The organism is Streptomyces sp. NBC_01017, assembly GCF_045162795.1.
Classification (GTDB): domain Bacteria; phylum Actinomycetota; class Actinomycetes; order Streptomycetales; family Streptomycetaceae; genus Streptomyces; species Streptomyces machairae.
The window spans coordinates 4,958,233-4,981,394 of the sequence record NZ_CP108683.1 but is presented as its reverse complement, the minus strand read 5'-3'; the positions used below and the strand labels follow the sequence as shown (position 1 = coordinate 4,981,394).

Annotated in this window: 22 protein-coding genes; 11 read left to right on the top strand and 11 right to left on the bottom strand. The window is 71.8% G+C overall.

Features of this window, described 5'->3' with window-relative positions:
* Positions 1-314 precede the first annotated feature (314 nt).
* From OG331_RS22565 to OG331_RS22540, 6 genes are all read right to left on the bottom strand, one after another.
* Positions 315-803 (bottom strand): DUF3180 domain-containing protein, encoded by a 489-nt coding sequence (locus OG331_RS22565; RefSeq protein WP_328880152.1) that lies wholly within the window; start codon positions 801-803, stop codon positions 315-317.
* Positions 804-860: 57 nt separating this feature from the next.
* Complete coding sequence (gene folK / locus OG331_RS22560; protein WP_406199014.1) at positions 861-1,472, bottom strand: 2-amino-4-hydroxy-6-hydroxymethyldihydropteridine diphosphokinase; 612 nt, start codon at positions 1,470-1,472, stop codon at positions 861-863.
* Complete coding sequence (folB, locus tag OG331_RS22555) at positions 1,469-1,828, bottom strand: dihydroneopterin aldolase (protein ID WP_406199012.1); 360 nt, start codon at positions 1,826-1,828, stop codon at positions 1,469-1,471. The genes folK and folB overlap by 4 nt, the downstream gene beginning before the upstream one ends.
* A 364-nt stretch (positions 1,829-2,192) precedes the next feature.
* On the bottom strand, positions 2,193-2,696 hold the full coding sequence (locus OG331_RS22550) for a nuclear transport factor 2 family protein (protein WP_406199010.1): 504 nt from the start codon (positions 2,694-2,696) through the stop codon (positions 2,193-2,195).
* On the bottom strand, positions 2,693-3,598 hold the full coding sequence (gene folP / locus OG331_RS22545; RefSeq protein ID WP_406199008.1) for a dihydropteroate synthase: 906 nt from the start codon (positions 3,596-3,598) through the stop codon (positions 2,693-2,695). Before folP ends, OG331_RS22550 begins: the two co-directional genes overlap by 4 nt.
* A gap of 101 nt (positions 3,599-3,699) precedes the next feature.
* On the bottom strand, positions 3,700-5,532 hold the full coding sequence (locus OG331_RS22540) for a phosphatidylglycerol lysyltransferase domain-containing protein (protein WP_406210203.1): 1,833 nt from the start codon (positions 5,530-5,532) through the stop codon (positions 3,700-3,702).
* A 260-nt stretch (positions 5,533-5,792) separates the two neighbouring features.
* Between OG331_RS22540 and OG331_RS22535 the strand changes: the two genes are divergently transcribed.
* Together OG331_RS22535 and OG331_RS22530 are read left to right on the top strand one after the other, a co-directional pair.
* Positions 5,793-6,908 carry an alpha/beta hydrolase gene (locus OG331_RS22535; protein WP_406199006.1) on the top strand — a complete coding sequence of 372 codons (1,116 nt, stop codon included), beginning with the start codon at positions 5,793-5,795 and terminating at the stop codon, positions 6,906-6,908.
* 170 nt (positions 6,909-7,078) lie between these two features.
* A complete protein-coding gene (locus OG331_RS22530; protein ID WP_406199004.1) occupies positions 7,079-8,413 on the top strand; it encodes a hypothetical protein in 1,335 nt (444 codons plus the stop codon).
* A gap of 237 nt (positions 8,414-8,650) precedes the next feature.
* On the opposite strand, the gene OG331_RS22525 is transcribed toward OG331_RS22530, so the two are convergent.
* Entirely contained in the window at positions 8,651-9,985 is a 1,335-nt protein-coding gene (locus OG331_RS22525) for a PH domain-containing protein (protein ID WP_406199001.1), read from the bottom strand.
* Positions 9,982-10,500, bottom strand: coding sequence for a PH domain-containing protein (locus tag OG331_RS22520; protein ID WP_406198999.1), 519 nt, complete (start codon positions 10,498-10,500; stop codon positions 9,982-9,984). Before OG331_RS22520 ends, OG331_RS22525 begins: the two co-directional genes overlap by 4 nt.
* A gap of 31 nt (positions 10,501-10,531) precedes the next feature.
* Between OG331_RS22520 and OG331_RS22515 the strand changes: the two genes are divergently transcribed.
* Positions 10,532-11,683: an NADH-quinone oxidoreductase subunit D gene (locus OG331_RS22515; RefSeq protein ID WP_328880142.1), complete on the top strand. Its 1,152-nt coding sequence runs from the start codon at positions 10,532-10,534 to the stop codon at positions 11,681-11,683.
* Between the two features lie 35 nt (positions 11,684-11,718).
* On the opposite strand, the gene OG331_RS22510 is transcribed toward OG331_RS22515, so the two are convergent.
* Positions 11,719-12,723 carry an SAM-dependent methyltransferase gene (locus OG331_RS22510; RefSeq protein ID WP_406198995.1) on the bottom strand — a complete coding sequence of 335 codons (1,005 nt, stop codon included), beginning with the start codon at positions 12,721-12,723 and terminating at the stop codon, positions 11,719-11,721.
* 199 nt (positions 12,724-12,922) lie between these two features.
* Between OG331_RS22510 and OG331_RS22505 the strand changes: the two genes are divergently transcribed.
* From OG331_RS22505 to OG331_RS22495, 3 genes are all read left to right on the top strand, one after another.
* Positions 12,923-14,137 carry a sensor histidine kinase gene (locus OG331_RS22505; RefSeq protein ID WP_406198993.1) on the top strand — a complete coding sequence of 405 codons (1,215 nt, stop codon included), beginning with the start codon at positions 12,923-12,925 and terminating at the stop codon, positions 14,135-14,137.
* Between the two features lie 74 nt (positions 14,138-14,211).
* The gene (locus OG331_RS22500; RefSeq protein ID WP_406198990.1) at positions 14,212-14,883 is read left to right on the top strand and encodes a response regulator; all 672 of its coding nucleotides are present in this window, start codon (positions 14,212-14,214) and stop codon (positions 14,881-14,883) included.
* Between the two features lie 50 nt (positions 14,884-14,933).
* A complete protein-coding gene (locus OG331_RS22495; RefSeq protein ID WP_406198988.1) occupies positions 14,934-15,578 on the top strand; it encodes an AAA family ATPase in 645 nt (214 codons plus the stop codon).
* 24 nt (positions 15,579-15,602) lie between these two features.
* Here the strand turns inward: OG331_RS22495 and OG331_RS22490 are convergent, their stop codons facing one another.
* Positions 15,603-16,709 carry a DUF5937 family protein gene (locus tag OG331_RS22490; protein ID WP_406198985.1) on the bottom strand — a complete coding sequence of 369 codons (1,107 nt, stop codon included), beginning with the start codon at positions 16,707-16,709 and terminating at the stop codon, positions 15,603-15,605.
* 162 nt (positions 16,710-16,871) lie between these two features.
* On the opposite strand from OG331_RS22490, the gene OG331_RS22485 reads away from it, so the two are divergent.
* Positions 16,872-17,087 (top strand): hypothetical protein, encoded by a 216-nt coding sequence (locus OG331_RS22485; RefSeq protein WP_406198982.1) that lies wholly within the window; start codon positions 16,872-16,874, stop codon positions 17,085-17,087.
* Here OG331_RS22485 and OG331_RS22480 read toward each other — a convergent pair.
* Positions 17,077-18,336 carry a threonine aldolase family protein gene (locus OG331_RS22480; RefSeq protein ID WP_406198980.1) on the bottom strand — a complete coding sequence of 420 codons (1,260 nt, stop codon included), beginning with the start codon at positions 18,334-18,336 and terminating at the stop codon, positions 17,077-17,079. The two genes, OG331_RS22485 and OG331_RS22480, sit on opposite strands and share 11 nt — an antisense overlap.
* A 219-nt stretch (positions 18,337-18,555) precedes the next feature.
* On the opposite strand from OG331_RS22480, the gene OG331_RS22475 reads away from it, so the two are divergent.
* From OG331_RS22475 to nadC, 4 genes are read left to right on the top strand one after another with little or no spacing between them, the layout of a single operon-like run.
* Entirely contained in the window at positions 18,556-19,485 is a 930-nt protein-coding gene (locus tag OG331_RS22475; RefSeq protein WP_406198978.1) for a Rossmann-like and DUF2520 domain-containing protein, read from the top strand.
* On the top strand, positions 19,482-20,471 hold the full coding sequence (gene panC / locus OG331_RS22470; protein WP_406198976.1) for a pantoate--beta-alanine ligase: 990 nt from the start codon (positions 19,482-19,484) through the stop codon (positions 20,469-20,471). Before OG331_RS22475 ends, panC begins: the two co-directional genes overlap by 4 nt.
* On the top strand, positions 20,468-22,177 hold the full coding sequence (locus OG331_RS22465; RefSeq protein WP_406198974.1) for an L-aspartate oxidase: 1,710 nt from the start codon (positions 20,468-20,470) through the stop codon (positions 22,175-22,177). The genes panC and OG331_RS22465 overlap by 4 nt, the downstream gene beginning before the upstream one ends.
* Positions 22,178-22,182: 5 nt before the next feature.
* Positions 22,183-23,154, top strand: coding sequence for a carboxylating nicotinate-nucleotide diphosphorylase (nadC, locus tag OG331_RS22460; protein WP_406198971.1), 972 nt, complete (start codon positions 22,183-22,185; stop codon positions 23,152-23,154).
* Positions 23,155-23,162: the final 8 nt, after the last annotated feature.

Here is a 23,162-nt window from a genome sequence, read left to right as displayed (position 1 = left end):
CCGGGTCAGTACGTGGGTGGCGACGCGCATCACATGCGGCAACGGTTGCCCCGTGTTGTCCTCCGGGACAGGGAGAGCCTCGGGGCAACGGCTTGGCCTCGCACCTGGTCGTAGCCGACAGCTGGCCGTCACGAGGGACTTTCAAGCCCGAGCAGCACCCGTTGGAGCTCATCGAGTCGACGTGGGTCGAAGTGCGCGACGTTCGGACGCGCGGGGCCGGAAGCCCGAAACCGTTCACTCTCTACAGCTACCGACTCGAGCCCTACCCGGGCTTCCTCGTGAACGGCCACCTGGCTCGCCAACCCTGGTGACTCTCACGTGGTCGGCGCCGCCCCCGCGCCGTTGTGTTCGTCGTCCTCCGGGAGTTTGCAGACGCGCTCCAGGAAGATGGCCGCCGCTATTACGCCGATGCCTGCCACGACGGAGAAGCCGGCGTAGATGGCCTGGTCGCGGCGGGCGGGGATGTCGAGGGACTCCAGGAGGAAGACGCCCGCGCCGCCGTACATACCGGCGACGAGGGCGGCGACCAGGGCGCTGGACTGGCCGAAGACGACCGCGCGGGCGGCCATGAGCGGGTCGACGCCCTTGGCGTCCGGGCGGCGTTCCCGCTGGGCCTTGAGGCGGGCGCGGATCGAGAGTGCCGTGGCGAGCAGGATCACGGCGATGACCGCCAGGACGATGGGCGCGGCCAGCGGGACGCTGGGCAGGGTCCCGATGGCGTTCCAAAGCCGGGCGCCCGCCCAGGACAGGACTCCGGCCACGATGAACACGCCTGCCAGCAACCTGATGCGCAGCTCTCTCACGGTGCCCCTTCAGCTCCCCCGGGTCCCCACGGAATGTGGTCGTCTTGACCTTAACGACTATTCGGGCAGCTGGAGTTCCAGGTCCTGGCGCGGTGCTACGCCGTCCCTGGTGACGGTGCCGAGCAGGTCGACGACCGGGCCGCGGCCGGGCAACTGGGCCTCGGGCTCCAGGTCGTGCCAGGGGGCGAGGACGAAGGCGCGTTCGTGGGCGCGCGGGTGAGGAAGTGTGAGGGTCGGGTCGTCGGAGACGAGGTCGGCATACGAGACGATGTCGACGTCGAGGGTGCGCGCGCCCCAGTGCTCGTCCCGGACGCGGTGGAAGGCCTCCTCGACCGCGTGCGCCCGCTCCAGCAGGGAGGACGGGGGCAGCGTGGTCTTGAGGACCACGATCGCGTTGAAGTACGAGGGCTGGGTGCCCGGCTCGACGCCCCACGGCTCCGTCTCGTAGACGGGGGATACGCCCTTGATGCGCACGCCGGGGGTGTCCTCCAGGGCGTCGATGGCGCCCTGCAGGGTCTCCAGGCGGTTGCCCAGGTTGGAGCCGAGGGAGATCACGGCCCGTTTCGGGTTGCTGAGGGTGGTGTCGGCGGCGTCGACCTGGTCGACGACGGAGGCGGGTACCGGCTGTACGGTCGGGTCGTTGGGGCCCTTGATGAACGGTGCAGTCATACTCGGCTCCGGGTGATGGTGACGGTCACGTCGTCGAAGGGGACCGCGATCGGCGCGTCCGGCTTGTGGACGGCGACTTCGACCTCCTGGACCTCTTCGTGCTTCAGACAGGCCTGGGCGATGCGCTCGGCGAGCGTCTCGATGAGGTTGACCGGCTCGCCCTCGACGATGGCCACGACCTCCTCCGCCACGACGCCGTAGTGCACGGTCTTCGCCAGGTCGTCGTCCGCGGCGGCCGGCCGGGTGTCCAGGCCCAGGACGAGGTCCACGACGAAGGTCTGGCCCTCCCTGCGTTCCTCGGGGAACACACCGTGGTACCCGCGGGCCTTCAGGCCGCGCAGCGCGACACGATCCACGCGAATCACTCCTGCAATCGTCGGTGACGGCCGGTCGATGCCGTGTGCGGGCGGCACACCGGCCTCGACCGAATCTACCTGCGGGCACTGACAGGGCCGGGCCACGGGGCGTGGGTCCGGTCCGGGGCCAGGAGGATTCACTGGGTGTTTCCCCTGGGGAACCCGGTGGCTCACGGGTTGGTAGCCGCGCCTACCCGAGGACGCGTGATTCCAACCACTTCTTGGTCCCGGCGGGGGTCGGCGGGCCTCCTTGCGGGTGGCTCCCGCGAGTCATACCGGTGTTTGTCCGTGATTGTCCCTGCGCGTGTTCCTGCCGTCCTGTGGTGCGGCCCTGCTGCGGTCGGCCTGTAGGTCGCCTACCCACTCAGGAGGGGGTGTCGTCGCTCTCGTCCTCGTCGTTTTCGGCCAGAACCGGCGAAGCGTGGTGAGACCACATCTTCCAGCCCTGCGGCGTGCGCCGGAACACGTTCGTGGCGACCACGAGCTGGCCCACGAGCGGGCCGAGCTCCTCGTCGCCCTCGGGGGCGGGCCCGCCGCTGAGGATGTTCTCGGTGCAGGTCACCACGGCCGTGTCGCCGGTCACGGAGACATGCACGTCGGTGAGGAAGAACTGGATGTAGTCGGTGTTCGCCATGATCAGCGCGTACGACCGCAGGACCTCGCCGCGGCCGGTGAGAACCGGCCAGCCGGGGTGCACGCAGGAGACCACGCCGACGTCGGCGGGGTCGTGATAGGTCTCGTCGACGCCGAGGTCGGACGGGGTGAGCCAGAACGAGGACAGCTCCTCGAAGTCGCCGCGCTCCATCGCCTCGTAGAAGGCGGTGTTGGCGGCCTCAACCTGCTCGACGTCGGTGTGCGGGGCGCTCACCGGGCTCCCTCAGCGGCCTGCGCGCCGGGCGCGTTCTCGGGGACGCGCGCTCCCTCGACGGCGCGTGCCACGCGCACCGCGTCCGCCGTGGCGTGTACCTCGTGCACCCGCACCGCCCAGGCGCCGGCGTGTGCCGCGAGCGCCGAGACGGCGGCCGTGGCGGCGTCGCGCTCGCGCGCGGGCGGCGGCGCGCCCTCGGGTCCGGCGAGGACGCGGCCGAGGAACCGCTTGCGGGAGGCGGCGACGAGGAGGGGGTGGCCGAGGGCGAGGATGCGGTCGAGGTGGGCGAGGAGCACGAGGTCGTGCTCGGCGTCCTTGGAGAAGCCGAGGCCGGGGTCGACGACGACGCGGTCGGGGGCGATGCCGCCGGCCAGAACGGCCTCCACACGCGCGTGCAGCTCGTCGACGACCTCGGCGACGACGTCGTCGTAGACGCCCTTGACGTTGCCGCCCTCCAGGAAGCCGCGCCAGTGCATGACGACGAAGGGGGCGCCGGTGTCCGCGACGACCGGGATCATCGCGGGGTCGGCGAGGCCGCCGCTGACGTCGTTGACGAGGGCGGCGCCGGCGGCGAGGGCCTGCTCGGCGACGGAGGCGCGCATGGTGTCGACGGAGATCGTGACGCCCTCGGAGGCGAGGCCGCGGACGACGGGGACGACGCGGCGCAGTTCCTCCGCCTCGTCGACCCGGCTGGCGCCGGGGCGGGTGGACTCGCCGCCGACGTCGACCAGGTCGGCACCCTCCTCGACCAGGGCGAGGCCGTGCTTGACGGCGGCCGTCGTGTCGAACCAGCGGCCCCCGTCGGAGAAGGAATCGGGGGTCACGTTGACGACTCCCATGACCGCGCACCGGTCCCACTGCGGAAGGCCCGCGACGCGCCCGCGTCCGCTCTGCTTGCTCATACGTTCAGCCTAGGCCCAAGGGCCTGCCCGGACGTGTCGTGGCCCGAGCGGGAGCCCTCGGGGGCAGGGGGCTTCCGCTCGGGCCGGTCCGGGGGCCGCGGTCACGCCGCCTGGACGTCCCGTTCCGCCACCCGGTGCGCGCAGGGGCGGGGTGCGTGCGTGCGGCGGCGCAGGAAACGCGGCAGGGGCAGGGCCAGGTTCACGAAGCCCTCTGCCTGCATGGCGGCGAAGCCGAGGCGGGGCAGGTCGGCCGAGGCGCGGTAGACCACGAAACGGGGCTCCCAGCGTGGCCGGAACTTGGCGTTGAACTTGTACAGGGACTCGATCTGGAACCAGCGGGACAGAAAGACCAGCAGGCCCCGCCAGGCGCGCAGCACCGGGCCCGCGCCGATCTTCTCGCCGCGCGCCAGGGCGGAGCGGAACATCGCGAAGTTGAGGGACACGTGCGCGATGCCGAACTTCGGGGCGGCCTGGAGTGCGGCCACGATCAGCAGTTCGTTCATGCCGGGGTCCGCCGAGCGGTCGCGGCGCATCAGGTCCAGCGAGACCCCGTCCGTGCCCCACGGCACGAAGTGGAGGATCGCCTTGAGGTCGCCGTACTCTCCCGGTTCCTCGTCGGCCTTGTGGGCGGTGGCGACGAGACAGTCGCCGTCGGCCGGGTCGCCGACGCGGCCCAGCGCCATGGAGAAGCCGCGCTCGGTGTCGGTGCCGCGCCAGTCGTCGGCGGCGCGGCGGATGCGGTCCAGCTCGGTCTCTCCGAGGTCACGGACGCGCCGTACCCGGGTCTCGTAACCGGCGCGCTCGATGCGCTTGACCATCTGTCGCACGTTGCGCATCGCGCGGCCGGCGAGCGAGAAATCCGGGACGTCCACCACCGCCTCGTCGCCCAGTTCGAGGGCGTCAAGCCCGGTTTCGCGGGTCCAGACCTCGGCGCCGGTCTCGGAGCAGCCCATGACGGCGGGGGTCCAGGAGTGGGCCTTGGCCTCGTCCATGAAGCGCTCGATGGCGCCGGGCCAGGCCTCGACGTCGCCGATCGGGTCACCGCTGGCGAGCATGACGCCGGAGACCACGCGGTATGTCACCGCCGCCTTGCCGCTGGGCGAGAAGACGACGGCCTTGTCGCGGCGCAGCGCGAAGTGGCCGAGGGAGTCGCGGCCGCCGTGCTTGGCCAGCAGCGCGCGCAGGCGTACCTCGTCGTCCTCGGTGAGGCGGGCGGCGGGGTGTTCGGGGCGGAAGGCGAGGTAGATCGTCGTGACCGCCGTGATCCAGCCGAGGGCGCCGAGGGAGAAGGCGACCGTCCACGAGGTGTTGCCGTGGTAGTCGACCGGGCCCTCGAAGCCGAACAGGCCGTACAGGACGTGGGCGATGCGGTCGACCAGGCTGGGGTCGCCGACCAGGGTGTTCGGGTGGGCGCTGACGATGATCAGGCCGAGGGCGAGGGAACCGGCGCCCATGAGGACGAAGTTGGCCAGCGCCCGCCAGCGGCTGCGCGGGTCGGGCAGGGCGGTGAACTGGTCACGGTGGCGCAGCAGGGTGGCCAGCAGTACCAGTGAGATGAGGAAGCCCACCACGGAGTGGCGGTACGTGAACTGCGCGACCGCTCCGGCCGGCAACAGCACGACGGCGGCCCGCCAGGCCCGCCGCTTGCCGCGCTTGAGGCCGTGGGCGAGCAGGAGCAGCAGGACGCCGGCGCTCAGCGAGAGCGCGGCCGCGAACGGGCCCGTCGAGCCCGGCAGCACCTCGGCGATGGCGTGCATACGGCTGTGCCGGAAGCGCGGGAAGACACCCGCGGCGATGTCCAGCAGGCCCACCAGGGCGCAGGCTCTGCCGACGAGCAGGGGAACTGCCTCGGGGCGCGGGCCGCGGAGCACATGCCGTACCCGGCTGGGCAGTTGCCCCACTCGGCTCGATCGTTGAGGAACCGCGCCCGACATTTCCACATCTGTCCTGACAGACATCGCATCCCATTAGTTCTGCGAGAGACCTTGGATCCGGTGCCGATTCGGGCATCCGGCGACATTGCGCCCTCTAGGACGGTGTCTCGAGGGGAGAGGTTCACTCGGCTTCCCAAAACCGTTTCAAAGGCCAAGGAAAGTCCGGGGCAAGCCCTTGCGAAGGTGCGGGGGAGGCGGCGTGGGGGCATGTGTCATGCGCCCGCGCGGGCCGGACGGAAAGTGCGGACAGGTAACCATCGATGGGGCTCACGAGCGACAAGGTGCTGGCGCTGGCGGTGTCGTCCGCCGTAGGGCTGTTCGTCGGCACGGTGTGGCTGTGGCCACGGCTGGCGCGGCGCGGCCTGCGGGCGGTCGGCGGGCGCGTCGGCCTGCTGCTCTCCACTCAGTTGGCGCTCTTCGCGGCGGTCGGTCTCGGCGCCAACCAGGCCTTCGGGTTCTACGCAAGCTGGGCCGACCTGTTCGGTCAGGAGGACGAGGTGGGCGTCGTCGTGGACCACACGCCCACACGCGGGCCCCTTCGGGTCGTCGACACGCGGCGGGTGCCGGGGGCGGCAAGCGCGCGGCCTCAGGTGGGCGGGCAGATCCAGAAGGTCGGGATCGTGGGGCGTACGACGCGGATCGCGACGCCGGCATACGTCTATCTGCCGCCCGAGTATTTTCAGCCGCAGTTCCGCACGCGTACGTTCCCGGCGGCCGTTGTTCTCACCGGGTATCCGGGTACGGCCGAGGCGCTGGTGGACAAGCTCGACTATCCGCGTACGGCCGGGAGGCTCGCCGCCGGCGGGCGTATGCAGCCGATGATCCTGGTGATGATGCGGCCCACTGTGGCGCCGCCGCGGGACACGGAGTGCGTGGACATTCCCGGTGGGCCGCAGACCGAGTCGTTCTTCGCAAAGGATCTGCCCGATGCCGTGAGCGGGCACTACAGGGTGGGGCGTGAACCGGGTGGCTGGGGCATCATCGGGGACTCCACGGGCGGCTACTGCGCGTTGAAGCTCGCCATGCACCATCCCCGTACGTACGCCGCCGGGGCGGGGCTTTCCGCGTACTACAAAGCGCCGATCGACGCCACGACGGGCGATCTCTTCCACGGTGACGAGGAACTGCGCAATCGCGCGAACCTGTGGTGGTACCTGGAGCACATGCCGGCGCCGGACACTTCATTGCTGGTCAGTAGCAGCAAAGTTGGAGAATCCAACTACAAGGACACGTTGAAGTTCATTGAACGCGTGAAGGCCACGAAGCTGACGCGGATCTCGTCGGTCATCCTCGAAAGCGGCGGGCACAACTTCAACACCTGGCGGCGGGAGATTCCGGGGACGTTGGAGTGGATGAGTGGGCGGTTGAGCGGGTGAGCGGGCGTTGAGTCGGCCTTGAGTGCGTGAGTGGCGGTGCAGCTTGTGATCTTGGTTCTTGGTTAATTCGGGGCGGATCTGATTGCTGATGCACTGTGAACGACTCGGGATGGCTGTGTTTTTACGGGGTGGGGCGCCAAGATTCGCCTACGCGCGGTAAGTTTCTGGCCATGCCACGTGGACGTCACCGTCATTCCCCGCCCTTGCACAGGCTGCTGCCCCCGTCGGCGATCGCAGGCGTATCCGTTGTCTGCGCCCTGGCGCCCTGGGTGTTCACCCAGCCCATGGTGCTGCGCGGCCTCGCCGCGGCCGCCGCGGCGACGGCGGTCGTCGGTGGGGTCGTCATGCGCCGCTGGGACGCGCAGGCGGGCAAGCAGGTCGCCGACCTCACGCGCGCGCGTGCGAGCGACGAGTGGCGGCACGAGGAGCGGGTCGCCGAGCTGGAGACCGACCTCGAGGAGTCGCGCGAGCTTCGGGTGAAGCTGGAACAGCGGCTGCGGGCCAAGCGGGCGGAGCTTGCGGGGTTGCGCAACGAGCATGCGTCGCTTTTGCGGCGGTATGCCACGGCGGAGACCGAGCGGGCGAGTGTGCTGGAGGAGCGGCGGGTTCTGGAGATAGAGGCGGGGGCGCCTGCGCGGGCGTTGCCGCCGGGGGCTGTGCCGGGGCCGGCTGAGGGGGTGGGGGCTGTGGCTGTCCCTGCTCAGGCCGAGGCCGAGGCTGAGGTCGCCGCCGAGGCTGAGGTCGACGCCGAGGGTTCTGTGGTTGAGGCCGGGGTTGAGGTCGACGCCGAGGGTGCCGAGGGTGACGCCGTCGAGGAGGTGCCGGCGGCTTCGGCGGTTTTCTCGCCTGAAGGGTCTCGGCTCTTTCTGCGTGCCAAGGAGGCGTTGGCGCGGTTCGACGAGGACGGGGAGTCTCCGGCGGGGGAGTCCTCGGAGAGTCCGTCCTCGAAGGGTGAGCCGCCTACGGACGAGCCGCCGAACAACGAGCCTCCCAAGGGGGACGGGCCGTCCGACGATGAGCCGGTGAAGACCGGTTCGGGGGCCGTCGAGGTGGAGGCGGGGGACGCCGCCGGGTCCGAGACGGAGCCTGCGTTGGAGGATGACGCGCCGGGGAAGCCCGAGGCGGTCGACGGGCATGAGCGCGCGGCCGCCGGCACCCCGGCGGGCGCGGTCGCCCGCACCGCCCAGCAGCCGTCCGGGCACTTCATCGCGCCGACCGCCGTGGCCGTCGTGCCGGCGACGCCCGTGCGTCGTCCGGCGGTCCAGGGGGGCTTCGACTTCTTCGGTACCAAGCGGGCTGAGTCCACCGCGCTGGAGTCCGTCCAGAACGAGGACCTCGCCGATGTCGTGGGCCAGGAGGCCCTTGCTCTGCACAAGGCCGAGGCCGAGGCGGAGTTCAAGCCTGCGGACGAGGAGTCCCGGGGGGTTGGGCAGGTCATCGATCTGACGGCTCATGACGAGACCGAGCAGATTGATGTGCAGGGGTTGCGGAGCGCCGTTTCCTGACGGGGGCCGCCTGTGGTTGGGGCGGGATGCCTGCGGCGGCCTGCTCGGGTGAGTGGGGGTTCGCGTAGCGCCCGACGGTTCGTTGTGGGTCGGGGCCGTGCCGGGGGGGTGTCCGTCCTCGGTCGGGCGGTGGACCTACCTCTAGAGGTGCTGTTTCTTGACGCCCGCCGCTGCGGGCGGACACCCCCCTGGCACGTCCCCTCGCCGCCGTACGCGAGTGCTGCGCCGTGCTACGCGTCACGCCATCCAGCGGTCCGGGCGGGCGTCTCTGCGGCCCGTGCGGGAGCGTTCCGCTTGGCTGTTCAGGAGTTCTGCTGCCTCGTAGGCGTCTCTCAGGCGGGCGGTCACCGTCTTGTTGGCTCCTGTGTCCACGTGTACGTCGGCGACGCCCCACAGGCGCTTCCAGGGGCCCTGGGTGAGGCGAACGCTCTGGACCTTTGCGTGGGGGACCAGGGCCAGGCTTCTGCGGAAGAGGCCGGTTCGGGCGGCGAAGACCGCTTCTGTGACGGACAGGCCGTAGCCGCGCCACCACAGCGGCATGCAGCGGGCTGCGCGGCGCGGTGAGGGGGACAGGGCGGCGGGGGAGGGGACCGTCGTGCCGGGGAGTACGTGGGCCACCACTGACTCGGCCACCTCGCGTGGGGCCACCGGGAGCAGGAGGGAGTTGGACGAGCCCGCCACGTCCAGTTCCACCCGTACCCAGCCGCGTCGGCGCCACAGGAGCGGTTCGACGATCCGTACGGTCTGGACGCGGCCGGGCGGCACCGTCTCGTGGGCGCGGTCCAGGAGGCCGTGGTCGATGCGCAGGCCGTCCGGTGACTCGCCCACCGTCCAGTCGTACTCGGCGATGAACCGCCCCACGCTGCTCGCCCCTGCCCCGCCGATCAGCGGGATCGCGGTCGCCAGGACCGTCCACACGCTCTCGGTGACCAGCCAGAGGATGGTCGGTACGACGATCGCGGCCGCCAGTGTTCCCCAGGTGGCGCCGGTCAGGACGAGGGAGATCGCCAGGACCTTGGGGGGTACGCGCAGGAGTTGGCGGGACGGGGCCTCTCCGATCTCGTGGGCGGTGTCGGGGGCGAAGCCGGCGGCGCGGGCGAGGAGTTCCGCGCGGAGGGCGCGTGCCTCTTCCGCCCCCAGGAAGGCAAGTTCGTCTTTTTTGTCCGTGCCTATGACGTCGAGTTTGAGCTTGGACACGCCCGCCACGCGCGCGAGCAGCGGCTGGGTGATGTCGATGGCCTGGATGCGTTCCAGTCGGATGTGCGCGGTGCGGCGGAAGAGCAGTCCGGTGCGGATGCGCAGTTCGGTGTCTGTTACCGCGAAGTGGGTGAACCACCAGGTGAGGAAGCCGTACAGGGCCGCTGCCGGGACGAGTACCGCCAGTGCGAGCAGGAGCGTGGTGGTGGTGAGTTTGGTCAGCTGGCGTTGTGCCTGGTCCGGGTCGTGCACCGCCCAGCCGATGAGTACGGCGATCGGTGCCCACGCGCGCCTGAGCGGCGTCACCGGGTGCAGCCGGCGTTCCGCCAGGGGTTGTTTTTCGCGTACGGCGTCGTCGACGCCCTGCGTCGTCACAGGCCCGCCGATCGGGCCTCGCCCAGCTCGGTGAGCCGGTCGCGCAGCCGTTCCGCCTCCGCCGGGTCCAGGCCGGGGATGGTGGCGTCGGTTGCGGCGGCCGCCGTGTGCAGCTGCACGCTGGCCAGGCCGAAGTGCCGCTCCACCGGGCCGGACGTCACCTCGACCAGCTGCATCCGGCCGTACGGCACGATCGTCTCCTCGCGCCACAGCACGCCCCGGCTGATCAGCAGGTCGTCGGCGCGCTCGGCGTATCGCCACGAACGCCAGTTGCGGCCGAGCATCACCCAGCCCCACGCCATCAGCGCCGGCGGCAGTACGGCGAAGGCCGCCCAGGCCGGTCCTGCGAGCAGGCCGAGCAGCAGGCCCAGGCCGACCGTCAGCAGGCCCAGCCACACCACCAGCAGCAGTCGTCGCATGCGCAGCAGGCCCGGCGGCAGCCCCCTCCATGCCGGTTCGGCTGCCGACCGCTCTTCTCCCGCAGTCCCCGTGTTCTCCGGGCTCCCCGTCTCCATGAGGCCAGCGTACGTAGGGGAGACTGTGTCCATGACTCCTACGACGGAGACCATGGTCGGTATCGGCGGCGCCGCGGAGAGCACCGACATGGTGCTCAACATCGGCCCCCAGCACCCCTCCACGCACGGCGTGCTGCGCCTCAAGCTCGTGCTCGACGGCGAGCGGATCGTGCGGGCGGAGCCGGTCATCGGGTACATGCACCGGGGCGCGGAGAAGCTTTTCGAGGCCCGCGACTACCGGCAGATCATCATGCTCGCCAACCGCCACGACTGGCTGTCGGCGTTCTCCAACGAGCTGGGTGTCGTCCTCGCCGTGGAGCGCATGCTCGGCATGGAGGTGCCCGAGCGTGCCGTGTGGACCCGGACGCTGCTCGCGGAGCTCAACCGGGTGCTGAACCACCTGATGTTCCTGGGGTCGTATCCGCTGGAGCTGGGCGGGATCACGCCGATCTTCTACGCCTTCACGGAGCGCGAGGAGCTCCAGCATGTGATGGAGGAGGTCTCCGGTGGACGGATGCACTACATGTTCAACCGGGTGGGCGGCCTGAAGGAGGACCTGCCGGCCGGGTGGGCCACGCGTGCGCGTGCCGCTGTCGCCGATGTGCGCTCCCGCATGGACCGCTTCGACGATCTTGTCCTGGGCAACGAGATCTTCCGGGGGCGTACTCGGGGCGTGGGTGCCCTCACGCCGGAGGCCGTGCATGCGTACGGCGTGAGCGGGCCGATCGCGCGCGGGTCGGGCGTGGACTTCGATCTGCGGCGCGACGAGCCGTATCTCGCCTACGGCGAGCTGGGGGACGTGCTGCGGGTGGTGACCCGGGACGAGGGTGACTGCCTCGCTCGTTTCGAGTGTCTGCTGGAGCAGACCCACGTCTCCCTCGACCTCGCCGACGCCTGCCTGGACCGGCTCGCCGAGCTGCCCCCCGGGCCGATCAACCAGCGGCTGCCCAAGGTGCTGAAGGCGCCCGAGGGGCACACGTACGCGTGGACCGAGAACCCGCTCGGCATCAACGGCTACTACCTCGTCAGCAAGGGCGAGAAGACGCCGTACCGGCTGAAGCTGCGTTCCGCCTCGTACAACAACATCCAGGCGCTGGTCGAGCTGCTGCCGGGCACGCTGGTCGCGGACATGGTGGCGATCCTGGGGTCGATGTTCTTCGTGGTGGGGGACATCGACAAGTAGGCGGCGAGTGGTCGCGGCCCGGTCGGGCGGGGTCGTCAGTCCGCCGGCACGTCCGGGATTCCCACCGGCTGCAGCAGCCAGCCGAAGTCTCCCAGTCCGGCCGTCGCCGTGAGCTCGGCGGCCTCTCCCGCGGTCGCGAGGGCGCGTACGTACTGGGTGGGGTTGGTGGAGGCCAGTTCGAGCGGGGGGCGTGCGCCGGTGATGCCCACGGCGTGCAGTGCCTCGCGCTGGGACACCAGGCGTGCACCGGGCAGTGCGCACGCCGTCGCGCACGCGTCCAGTGCCACGTGCGCCGTGATGTCGCAGGAACCGTCCGGCACGGGCGCCGTCTCGCGCCCCTCGCGGAAGCCGGTGAGCGTCCCGAAGGGCGGGCGTGCGGGCGCCGTGTGCGCGTAGTCCACGGCGACCGCGAGCCCCCGGTCCAGGGTGCCCACAGCCGCGGCCCAGGCCCCGTCCCGCGGCAGCCCGATCTCGGCCCGCGCCCCCTGCACGCCCCCGAGCGGCCACCAGCGCGCGAGCCACTCCGCCTCCGCACCTGCGACCGGCTCCCCAAGACGCTCGGTCCCGTCCCGTCGTACGAGAACCAGGCGGGGTACACCCGCGGAGTCCACCTCCGCGACCTCCAGGGGGACGTTGTCCAGCCACTCGTTGGCGAACAGCAGGCCCTTGATCCGGAGCGGCGGCTCGGACCTCCACTCGATCCGGTGATCCAGGGCTTCCGGGCGGTCGGCGAGGTCGACGGCGTACGCACGCGTGCGTGCCGCCACGTCGTCGGGCAGGGCGGCCAGTACGCCGGCGGCCAGCTCGCCCCGCCCCGCAGCCATGTCGACGAAGTCCAGCCGTCCGGGGCGGCCCAGGGCCTCGTCGACCCGGCACAGCAGCCGGGCCACGGCGACGGCGAAGAGCGGCGACGCGTGAACGGAGGTACGGAAGTGGCCGGCAGGGCCCTCGGGGCGGCGGTAGAAGCCGCCCGGCCCGTAGAGAGCGGCTTCCGCTGCCGCCCGCCACCCTCGCCACTCGCCCGTCGCCACTTCTGTCACCGGCCCAGGCTAGGCCCTGTCGTTTGGATCAGCTCGGCTGTGAGGATCGGTTCCTCTGGGGCGACACCGGGATGATCCAAACGACAGGGCCTGGGCGCACAGGAGAACGCAGCCTCCACCTTGCGGAGTACGCGCGGGTAGTGCGGATCGGCCCTCCGGTTGACCCGGGCACACATATCGCTTCCCTACGCTGGGTTACGTGCAGCGCCTCTATGACTTCCTCCGCAGGCACCCGACATGGGTCGACAGCTTCTGGGCCGTCCTCCTCTTCGGGATCTCTGTGGTGAGCGTGGCCGTCCGCGAGGAGGGCGGGCAGGACCTGCCGGGCACCTCCTCCGAGGCGGTCGTCGTCCCGGTCCTTCTCCTGCTGGGCCTGGTGATCGCGCTGCGCCGGCGCATGCCGGAGAAGATGCTGGTGCTGGCCATCGTCGTGGGGCTGGCGCAACTGGTGCTGAATGTGGCGCCGACGCCGGTCAACTTCGCCTTCCTGGTGATCACCTACACCGTGGCCGCGACCGGCGCCCGCTGGGCGTCCCGTCTCGCGCTGGGCGCAGGCCTGTGCGCGGCGCCCCTGGCACAGACGCGCTGGCCCGAGCAGGACTCCAGCGTTCTGGGCAATGTGGCCCTGGTGATCTTCATGACGGTGCCGTTCGCGCTCGCCTGGGTGCTCGGGGACTCGATCCGTACCCGTCGCGCCTACTACGAGCAGCTTGAGGAGCGCGCGACCCGGCTCGAAAAGGAGCGCGAGGCGCAGGCCAAGGTCGCGGTCGCCGCCGAACGCGCCCGGATCGCACGCGAGCTGCACGATGTCGTCGCGCACAACGTCTCCGTGATGGTCGTGCAGGCCGACGGCGCCGCCTACGTGCTCGACTCAGCCCCGGACCAGGCCAAGAAGGCCCTGGAGACCATCTCCTCCACCGGCCGCCAGGCCCTCGCCGAGATGCGCCGCCTGCTCGGGGTGCTGCGCACCGGCGAGCATCAGGAGAGCGGCGAGTACGTCCCGCAGCCCGACGTCGAGCAGATCGACGACCTCATCCAGCAGTGCCGCAGCTCCGGCCTGCCGGTCGACTTCAAGGTCGAGGGCACCCCGCGCCCGCTGCCCAGCGGCGTCGAGCTGACGGCGTACCGCATCGTGCAGGAGGCGCTGACGAACACGCGCAAGCACGGCGGGCCGAACACGGGCGCCAGCGTGCGCCTGGTCTACTTCGACGACGGTCTCGGCCTGCTCGTCGAGGACGACGGCAAGGGCGCCCCGCACGAGCTGTACGAGGACGGCGGCGCCGACGGCAGTGGCCACGGCCTGATCGGCATGCGCGAGAGGGTCGGCATGGTGGGCGGCACCCTGGACGCGGGCCCGCGCCCGGGCGGAGGATTCCGCATCAGTGCGCTGCTGCCGCTCAAACCAGCACACTGACACTTGCGCATGTCCTTTGTTGACACCTGTAACGGCCCTGTAGACGGATACGAAAGACACGGAAGAGGACCCCGATGACGATCCGCGTGATGCTCGTCGACGACCAGGTGCTGCTGCGCACCGGGTTCCGGATGGTGCTTGCGGCACAGCCGGACATGGAGGTCGTCGCGGAGGCGGGAGACGGCGTCGAGGCCCTCCAGGTGCTGCGCTCGACCCCGGTCGACGTCGTACTGATGGACGTACGCATGCCGAAGCTGGACGGCGTGGAGACCACCCGCCGCATCTGCTCGGACCCCGAGCCGCCGAAGGTGCTGATCCTGACCACCTTCGACCTTGACGAGTACGCCTTCTCCGGGCTGAAGGCGGGCGCCTCCGGCTTCATGCTCAAGGACGTGCCGCCCGGCGAACTCCTCGCCGCCATCCGCGCGGTGCACAGCGGCGACGCGGTGGTCGCCCCGTCGACGACCCGGCGCCTGCTGGACCGGTTCGCGCCCATGCTGCCCTCCAGCAGCAACGAGCCCAAGCACAAGGAGCTGGAGCGGCTCACCGACCGCGAGCGCGAGGTCATGGTGCTGGTCGCCCAGGGCCTCTCCAACGGCGAGATCGCGGCCCGGCTGGTCCTGTCCGAGGCGACGGTGAAGACCCACGTCGGCCGCATCCTGACCAAGCTGGGGCTCAGGGACCGGGTGCAGGTGGTCGTCCTCGCCTACGAGACGGGTCTGGTGCGCGCCGGCGGGCACGGCTGACGCGGGCTGGGCGTGACTCCCGCGTAACCGGTGCCCACTAGGGTCTGCGCATGCTCCTGTGGATCAACGGCCCTTTCGGGGGCGGCAAGACACAGACCGCGTACGAGATCCAGCGCCGCCTGCCCGGCAGCGTGGTCTGCGACCCCGAGCACGCGGGCTTCGGCCTGCGGCGGACGCTGCCACCCGAACTGCGCGGGGACTTCCAGGACTTGAGCTCCTGGCGGCAGGGCGTCGTCGAGGTCCTCGACCTCGCCCTCACCAAGCACGACGGTGTGGTGATCGCGCCCATGACGGTCACGGACTCCGGCTACTTCGAGGAGACGGTGGGCCGACTGCGCGAACTCGGCCATGACGTACGGCACTTCACGCTCCTCGCCGAGCGCGAGACCGTCCTGAAGCGGCTGCGTGAGCGCGGCTTCGGGCACCTCCTTCAGTACGTCGCCGGCAAGAACATCGGGAAGGACACCGGGCTGCGCCGGGAGAGCTGGGCCGTCCAGCAGCTCGACCACTGCCTGGAGCGGTTGCGGGAGCCGGAGTTCGCCGAGCATCTGTGGACGGACCACTCGACCGTGCCGAAGACGGCGGACCGCATCGCCGTCCTGGCCGGGCTGCGGCTGAGGCCCAACAACGAGGGCCCGCTGCGGACACGGCTGCGGCAGGCGAGGGTCGGGATCAGGCACATCCGCTTCGACTGAGCCGTGGGCGCAGGAGGGGAGCGCTCAGCGCAGGATGCCCTCCAGGAAGTCGCTGCCGAGCCGGGCCACCACGGTCACGTCCAGCTGGTGCAGGACGTACCGCCCGCGGCGGCGGGTGGTGATCAGGCCCGCCTTCTTCAGCACGCCCAGGTGCCGGGATATCTCCGGCGCCGTCACGCCGTGCGCCTGCGCCAGCTCGCCCGTGGTGTACGCGCTGCGGGCGAGATTGCGGCAGATACGCATGCGCACGGGGTGGGAGAGCGCGGTCATCCGCAGGGCCAGCTGCTCGACCGTGGGCGGGGCGGCGAGCTCCGGGGAGCCGACCGGATAGTGCAGCACCGGCTGCCAGGCGTAGCGGTGCAGGACCATCAGGTGCGGCCAGCCCAGACTCGTCGGGACGAGGAGGAGGCCGCCGTCCCCCGTGGCCGTACGGCCATTGCCCAGCTTGTCCACCGTGATCCGCGCGGCTGCCTCGTCGAGAGTGACCGCCGGGGACACCGCGGCCAGGGCCTCCGCCAGGCCCTTGTGCCGCAGGAGATCCGTCTTGTGGCGGGCGTCCGCCGTGAGCTGGTGGCGCAGCCGGGACCAGGTATCCGCGAAGAAGGCCTCGTCGCAGTCCTGGAGGAACTGCCGCAGCCAGGCCCGGATCCGCGGCGGATCGAACAGCAGCCGCTCGCTGAACCGCATCTGCTGCGGCCCGCGCGCGGCCGCGAGGTCCAGGGCGCGCCGCCGCACGCCGGCGTCGGAGAGCGCGTCGGGCCCGCGCGTGCTGTACGGCAGGGCGCAGGTGAACTCCAGGGCCGCGTCCACGAACTGCTCGTCCGTCAGCTTGTCCAGCTGATCCAGCTCCTCCGCGAGCGTGGCGCCCGGGAGGGAGCTGCCGCCCGGGATGCCGGCGAAGGGCAGGAAGAGGTCGGAGAACGTCGACCGCCACAGGAAGTCGGCCTCGCACATCCGGTCGGCCAGGTGCGAGTCCAACCGGGCCGTCACGCCCGTCACCCAGCCCTGCAGGCCCGGGTGGTGCCCCGGCTCCGACAGCGCGTGCAGCGCCATGCCGAGCTCTGCCAGGGGCGAGGGCACGACGGCGAGCCTCTCCGGCCGCAGCCCCGCGATGTCGATGGTCACGCTCATGTCCTCATGGTGCACCCCGCCACTGACAACGCGGCCGCCGATTGACGACGGCCGTCAATCGACGCGACGTAACGCCCGCGGTGAGGCAACTCTGGGATCACCGGGGCAGCCGCGGAGCCCGATTCCCACGTCATCTCTCCTACGTCCCGAAGGCGACTCGCCATGAGCATCACGCAGCACCATCTCCTCGACACCTACCGCGCCCACCGGCTCGGCGAGCCGGCCCCTCCGGCGCCGGGCACCCACGACTGGCAGGTCGTCCGCGAGTGGCGCGACCACCGGCAGTTCCGGGCGGTGCTCGCCGGACGCCCGGCGCACGGGCGGCTACGGCAGGCCCTGAGCCGCTGGCTGCATGCACGGCCGCGCTCTACGGGCTGACCTCCACGCCGACCTCCTCGGTCAGCCGGGCCGCGAACTGGGCGACCGCCGCCTCCACGTCCTCGGCCGTCCACTCCAGCCCGGCGGCCCGCACGTAGACCTCGGTGTACGCCAGCCCCGGCCCCTTGGCCTCCCAGCCCTGGGCGAACAGGACGGTTTCCGTCTCCTCGGCCTGCCGGATCGCGGCCTCCGCGAGGACGTCGGCGTCGTACGGCAGCCAGACCTGGAACTCGTTCGTGTGCGGCGGCTCGGGCTGGACCCGCATCCACGGCACCCCGGCCGCCGCGAACCCCTCGCGCATCGCGGCGGCCACCACGCGCGCGTGAGCCACGTACTCGGGCAGCCGGGGCAGCTCCCGCTCCAGGCCGGCGAGCGCCGACAGCGCGGTGGGGAACTGCTGGAACACCGTGCCTCCGTAGCGGTGCCGCCAGGCCTTCGCCTCGTCCACCAGCGTCTTCGGACCGGCCAGGGCCGCGCCGCCGAAGCCGTCGAGGGACTTGTAGAACGACACGTACACGCTGTCCGCCAGGCCCGCGATCTCCGCCAGCGGACGGCCGAAGTGGACGGTGGACTCCCACAGGCGCGCGCCGTCGAAGTGCACCACCGCGTCGCGCTCCCGCGCCGCCTCCACCACCTCCGTGAGCTCCCCCCACGAGGGCAGTACGAAACCGGCGTCCCTGAGGGGCAGTTCGAGCATGAGCGCCCCGAAGGGCTCGTCGAACTCGCGCACCTCGGCGGCGGTCGGCAGCCGCGGCTCGCTCGTCACGTGGACCGGGCGCAATCCGCTGACCTGGCTGAACGCGTTGCGCTCATGCACCTCGGGGTGGGCCAGCGGATGGAGGGCGACGGTCGGATTGCCGGTACGGCCCGCCCAGCAGCGCAGGGCCACCTGCTGGGCCATCGTGCCCGTCGGGAAGAACGCGGCGGCCTCCATGCCGAGCAGCCCTGCGGTCTTCTCCTCCAGGGCCTCGACGATGCCGTCGCCGTAGAGGTCCGACGGTTCGTCCAGGTCGTGCAGATCCAGCGCACGCGCCTCGTCCAGCAGCGCCAGGCGCTCGCGCAGGGTGCCGAGGAAGCCGGGGCGTGCGAGCACGCGCTGAGCGCCGCGGTAAGCAGCTATGCGCCGTTCTCGGCGCCGTTTGCGCCGCTCGTCGTCCGACACCCGCTCGCCCGACAATTGCTCGCCGGGCGACTCCTCGTCCCGCTCGGCCCCTGCCCGCTGCCCGCCCTGCTCCGCCGTATCGCTCATGCCCCGGATCATCCCCCGCGCCTTCCTGGGCGGGCACCCGCATTTCCGCACGCCGGTCCCGCCCTCCGATGCGCGCGCGGGGCGGCTCCGCAGGGGCATGCGGGGCGTGTGGAAACCCACAGCCTGTGGACAACCGAACGCCTCTCGAACCAATCGCGTTAACATGACGAGAAATCGTCCGGTACCCGGAGCGGACTGGAACGGGAAGGCCGCCGTCGAGTGAGTACAAGCCAACAGCCAGATCCCAGGGACCGCCCCGCGCGGCTCACTGTCGGTGTCGTCGGCGCCGGCCGCGTGGGCCCCGCACTCGCCGCGTCCCTCCAGCTCGCCGGGCACCGCCCGGTGGCCGTCTCCGCGGTCTCCGACGCCTCCCGGCGACGGGCCGCGCAGCTGCTCCCCGAGGTGCCGCTCGTGCCGCCCGCCGAGGTGCTGGCCCGCGCCGAGCTGGTGCTGCTGACCGTCCCGGACGACACGCTGCCCGGGCTGGTCGAGGGCCTCGCCGAGACCGGTGCCGTACGCCCGGGGCAGCTGCTGGTGCACACCTCCGGGCGGTACGGCGCGAAGGTCCTGGACCCCGCCCTGCGCGCGGGCGGCCTGCCGCTGGCCCTGCACCCGGCGATGACCTTCACCGGCACTCCCGTGGACGTCCAGCGCCTGGCCGGGTGCTCCTTCGGCGTCACCGCGCCCGAGGAGCTGCGGCTGGCCGCCGAGGCCCTCGTCATCGAGATGGGCGGCGAACCCGAGTGGATCGCCGAGGAGAGGCGCCCGCTCTACCACGCGGCGCTCGCGCTGGGCGCGAACCACCTGGTGACGCTCGTCGCCCAGTCCATGGAGCTGCTGCGCGAGGCGGGCGTGGCGGCCCCCGACCGGATGCTCGGCCCGCTGCTCGGCGCCGCCCTCGACAACGCCCTGCGCTCCGGCGACGCGGCCCTGACCGGCCCCGTCGCGCGCGGGGACGCGGGCACCGTCGCCGCGCACGTCACGGAACTGCGCAGGCACGCCCCGCAGGCCGTCGCCGGCTACCTGGCGATGGCGCGTGCGACCGCCGACCGGGCGCTCGCCCACGGACTGCTCAAGCCGGAGCTCGCCGAGGACCTCCTCGGGGTACTCGCAGACGGGACCGACGGCGCCGAGGGAGATGCCCGATGACGACCCTGCTGCGCACCGCCGACGAACTGCACGCACGCACGCGTGCCGGCCGCCGTGCCGTCGTGATGACCATGGGCGCCCTGCACGAGGGTCACGCCACCCTGATCCGCACCGCGCGCACGATCGCCGGCCCGCAGGGCGAGGTCGTCGTCACCGTCTTCGTGAACCCCTTGCAGTTCGGCGAGGGCGAGGACCTCGACCGCTACCCGCGCACCCTGGACGCCGACCTGAAGATCGCCGAACAGGCGGGCGCCGACGCCGTGTTCGCGCCCTCCGTGGACGAGGTCTACCCGGGCGGCCGGCCCCAGGTGCGCATCAGCGCCGGCCCCATGGGCGACAGCCTGGAGGGCGCCTCGCGCCCCGGCCACTTCGACGGCATGCTCACCGTCGTCGCCAAGCTGCTCCACCTCACCCGACCCGACGTCGCCCTGTACGGCCAGAAGGACGCCCAGCAACTCGCCCTGATCCGCCGCATGGTGCGCGACCTGAACTTCGGCGTCGAGATCGTGGGCGTCCCGACCGTGCGCGAGGAGGACGGCCTCGCGCTCTCCAGCCGCAACCGCTACCTCTCGCCCAAGGAGCGGCACACCGCACTCGCGCTGTCCCAGGCCCTCTTCGCCGGCCGTGACCGGCACGCGGCACAGGAGGCGTTGCGCGCGCGGGCACGCGAAGTGCCCGCCACACGCGCGCGTGCGGAAGCGCTCAGCGCCATAGGGGAGTCCCGCGCGGCGGCCGACGCGCACGCCGTCGCCAAGGCGGTCCCCGGCGCCCCGGCGGCCATCCGCGCAGCCGCCCGCATGCTCCTCGACGAGGCCGCCCGCCTCGACCCGCCGCTCGAACTGGACTACCTCGCGCTCGTCGACCCGTCCGACTTCACCGAGGTCGAGGACGACTTCACCGGCGAGGCCGTCCTCGCCGTCGCCGCCCGGGTCGGGGCGACCCGGCTGATCGACAACCTCCCTCTCACCTTCGGAGCCGCCTCGTGACCAGCACAGGCATACGACTGCACGCGCCCGCGCCCGGGTGGTCCATCACCGCGGACGTCGTCGTCGTCGGCTCCGGCGTCGCGGGCCTCACCGCCGCCCTGCGCTGCGAGGCCGCCGGCCTGACGACCGTCGTCGTCACCAAGGCCCGCCTCGACGACGGCTCCACGCGCTGGGCCCAGGGCGGCATCGCCGCGGCCCTCGGCGAGGGCGACACCCCCGAACAGCACCTCGACGACACCCTGGTCGCGGGCGTGGGCCTGTGCGACGAGGACGCGGTCCGCATCCTCGTCACCGAGGGCCCCGACGCCGTACGCCGCCTCATCGAGACCGGTGCCCACTTCGACGAGTCGGAGGAAGGCGGCCTGGAGCTCACTCGCGAGGGCGGCCACCACCGCCGCCGTATCGCCCACGCAGGCGGGGACGCGACCGGTGCGGAGATCTCCCGCGCCCTGGTCGAGGCGGTACACGCGCGTGGCATGCGCACGATCGAGAACGCACTCGTCCTCGACCTCCTGACGGACGCCGAGGGCCGTACGGCGGGCGTCACCCTGCACGTCATGGGCGAGGGCCAGCACGACGGCGTGGGCGCGGTCCACGCGCCCGCGGTCGTCCTCGCGACCGGCGGCATGGGCCAGGTCTTCTCGGCGACGACGAACCCGTCGGTCTCGACCGGCGACGGCGTGGCCCTGGCGCTCCGCGCGGGCGCCGAGGTGAGCGACCTGGAATTCGTCCAGTTCCACCCCACCGTCCTCTTCCTGGGCCCGGACGCGGAGGGCCAGCAGCCCCTGGTCTCCGAGGCCGTACGCGGCGAGGGCGCCCACCTGGTCGACGCCGACGGCGTGCGCTTCATGGTCGGACAGCACGAACTCGCCGAACTCGCCCCCCGGGACATCGTCGCCAAGGGCATCATGCGACGCATGCAGGAGCAGGACGCGGAACACATGTTCCTCGACGCCCGCCACTTCGGCGCCGACATGTGGGAGCACCGTTTCCCGACGATCCTCGCCGCCTGCCGCGCGAACGGCATCGACCCGGTCACCAGCCCCATCCCGATCGCCCCGGCCGCCCACTACGCCTCCGGCGGCGTACGCACCGACTCCCAGGGCCGGACGACCGTCCCCGGCCTGTACGCGTGCGGCGAGGTCGCCTGCACGGGCGTGCACGGTGCCAACCGCCTGGCCTCCAACTCACTCCTCGAAGGCTTGGTCTACGCCGAGCGCATCGTGGCCGACATCGCGGCCGCCCGTGCGGCCAACGGCCTCCACGCGCGCGTGCCGCACCCGGTGCCGTACCCCGAGACTCCCGAGCACCCGCTGCTCGCCCCCGAGGCCCGCTTCGCGATCCAGCGAACGATGACCGACGGCGCCGGAGTCCTGCGCTCCGCGGACTCCCTCGCCAAGGCGGCCGAGCAGATCCAGCAGCTGCACACCCAGGCCCGTGACGCCCTCGCCGAGAACGGCAAGACGGCCGAGCCCGGCGTGGACACATGGGAGGCCACGAACCTCCTCTGCGTGGCCCGGGTCCTGGTGGCCGCGGCGCAGCTGCGCGAGGAGACCCGGGGCTGCCACTGGCGCGAGGACGAGCCCGACCGCGACGACGCGACGTGGCGCCGCCACATCGTCGTACGCCTGAACCCGGACCGCACACTGGCCGTGCACACCACAGACACCGCAGACTTCCCCCCGACCCGTCCCCAGGAGCAGTGACAGCAGTGACCACCCCCGACCTTCCCCTCGCCTCGACCGGCGGCTGCGGCGACGACTGCGCCTGCGGTGCCGACGAGGAGTACCTGGAGTGCGGCCTCGACCCCGCGCTCGCCCAGCTCCTGGCCGACGCGGGCCTCGACCCGGTCGAGGTCGAGGACATCGCCAACGTCGCCATCCAGGAGGACCTGGCGCACGGCGTGGACGTGACGACGGTCGCGACCATCCCCGAAGAGGCCGTCGCCACCGCCGACTTCGTCGCGCGTGAGGCGGGCGTCGTGGCGGGCCTCAGGGTCGCCGAGGCGGTGGTCTCGATCGTCTGCGAGGACGAGTTCGAGGTGGAGCGCCACGTGGAGGACGGCGACCGCGTGACGGAGGGCCAGAGGCTTCTCTCGATCACCACCCGCACCCGCGACCTCCTGACGGCCGAGCGCAGCGCGCTGAACATCCTCTGCCGCCTGTCGGGCATCGCCACGGCCACGCGCGCGTGGGCGGACGTACTGGACGGCACGAAGGCGAGGGTCCGGGACACCCGCAAGACCACCCCCGGTCTGCGCGCCCTGGAGAAGTACGCGGTCCGCTGCGGCGGCGGCGTGAACCACCGCATGTCGCTGTCGGACGCGGCCCTGGTCAAGGACAACCACGTCCTGGCGGCGGGCGGCGTGAGCCAGGCCTTCAAGGCTGTCCGCGAAGCCTTCCCGGACCTCGCGATCGAGGTCGAGGTGGACACCCTCCACCAACTCCGCGAAGTGGTGGACGCGGGCGCGGACCTGATCCTCCTGGACAACTTCACGCCGGGCGAGTGCGAGGAGGCGGTGTCGATCGTGCACGGCAGGGCGGCACTCGAAGCATCGGGCCGCCTCACCCTGGCCAACGCCAAGGCGTACGCGGACACGGGCGTCGACTACCTGGCCGTGGGGGCCCTCACCCACTCCTCGCCGATCCTGGACATCGGCCTGGACCTGCGAGCGGCGGAGTAGGGCCGGGC

What these genes read in the sequence shown, in the direction of transcription:
- OG331_RS22490 (WP_406198985.1), bottom strand. Translation starts at nt 16,709, where the DNA reads ATGAGCGTGACCATCGACATCGCGGGGCTGCGGCCGGAGAGGCTCGCC.
- OG331_RS22530 (WP_406199004.1), top strand. Translation starts at nt 7,079, where the DNA reads ATGCCACGTGGACGTCACCGTCATTCCCCGCCCTTGCACAGGCTGCTG.
- OG331_RS22515 (WP_328880142.1), top strand. Translation starts at nt 10,532, where the DNA reads ATGACTCCTACGACGGAGACCATGGTCGGTATCGGCGGCGCCGCGGAG.
- panC (WP_406198976.1), top strand. Translation starts at nt 19,482, where the DNA reads ATGACGACCCTGCTGCGCACCGCCGACGAACTGCACGCACGCACGCGT.
- OG331_RS22480 (WP_406198980.1), bottom strand. Translation starts at nt 18,336, where the DNA reads ATGAGCGATACGGCGGAGCAGGGCGGGCAGCGGGCAGGGGCCGAGCGG.
- folK (WP_406199014.1), bottom strand. Translation starts at nt 1,472, where the DNA reads ATGACTGCACCGTTCATCAAGGGCCCCAACGACCCGACCGTACAGCCG.
- OG331_RS22520 (WP_406198999.1), bottom strand. Translation starts at nt 10,500, where the DNA reads ATGGAGACGGGGAGCCCGGAGAACACGGGGACTGCGGGAGAAGAGCGG.
- OG331_RS22535 (WP_406199006.1), top strand. Translation starts at nt 5,793, where the DNA reads ATGGGGCTCACGAGCGACAAGGTGCTGGCGCTGGCGGTGTCGTCCGCC.
- OG331_RS22540 (WP_406210203.1), bottom strand. Translation starts at nt 5,532, where the DNA reads ATGTCGGGCGCGGTTCCTCAACGATCGAGCCGAGTGGGGCAACTGCCC.
- OG331_RS22495 (WP_406198988.1), top strand. Translation starts at nt 14,934, where the DNA reads ATGCTCCTGTGGATCAACGGCCCTTTCGGGGGCGGCAAGACACAGACC.
- OG331_RS22485 (WP_406198982.1), top strand. Translation starts at nt 16,872, where the DNA reads ATGAGCATCACGCAGCACCATCTCCTCGACACCTACCGCGCCCACCGG.
- OG331_RS22500 (WP_406198990.1), top strand. Translation starts at nt 14,212, where the DNA reads ATGACGATCCGCGTGATGCTCGTCGACGACCAGGTGCTGCTGCGCACC.
- folP (WP_406199008.1), bottom strand. Translation starts at nt 3,598, where the DNA reads ATGAGCAAGCAGAGCGGACGCGGGCGCGTCGCGGGCCTTCCGCAGTGG.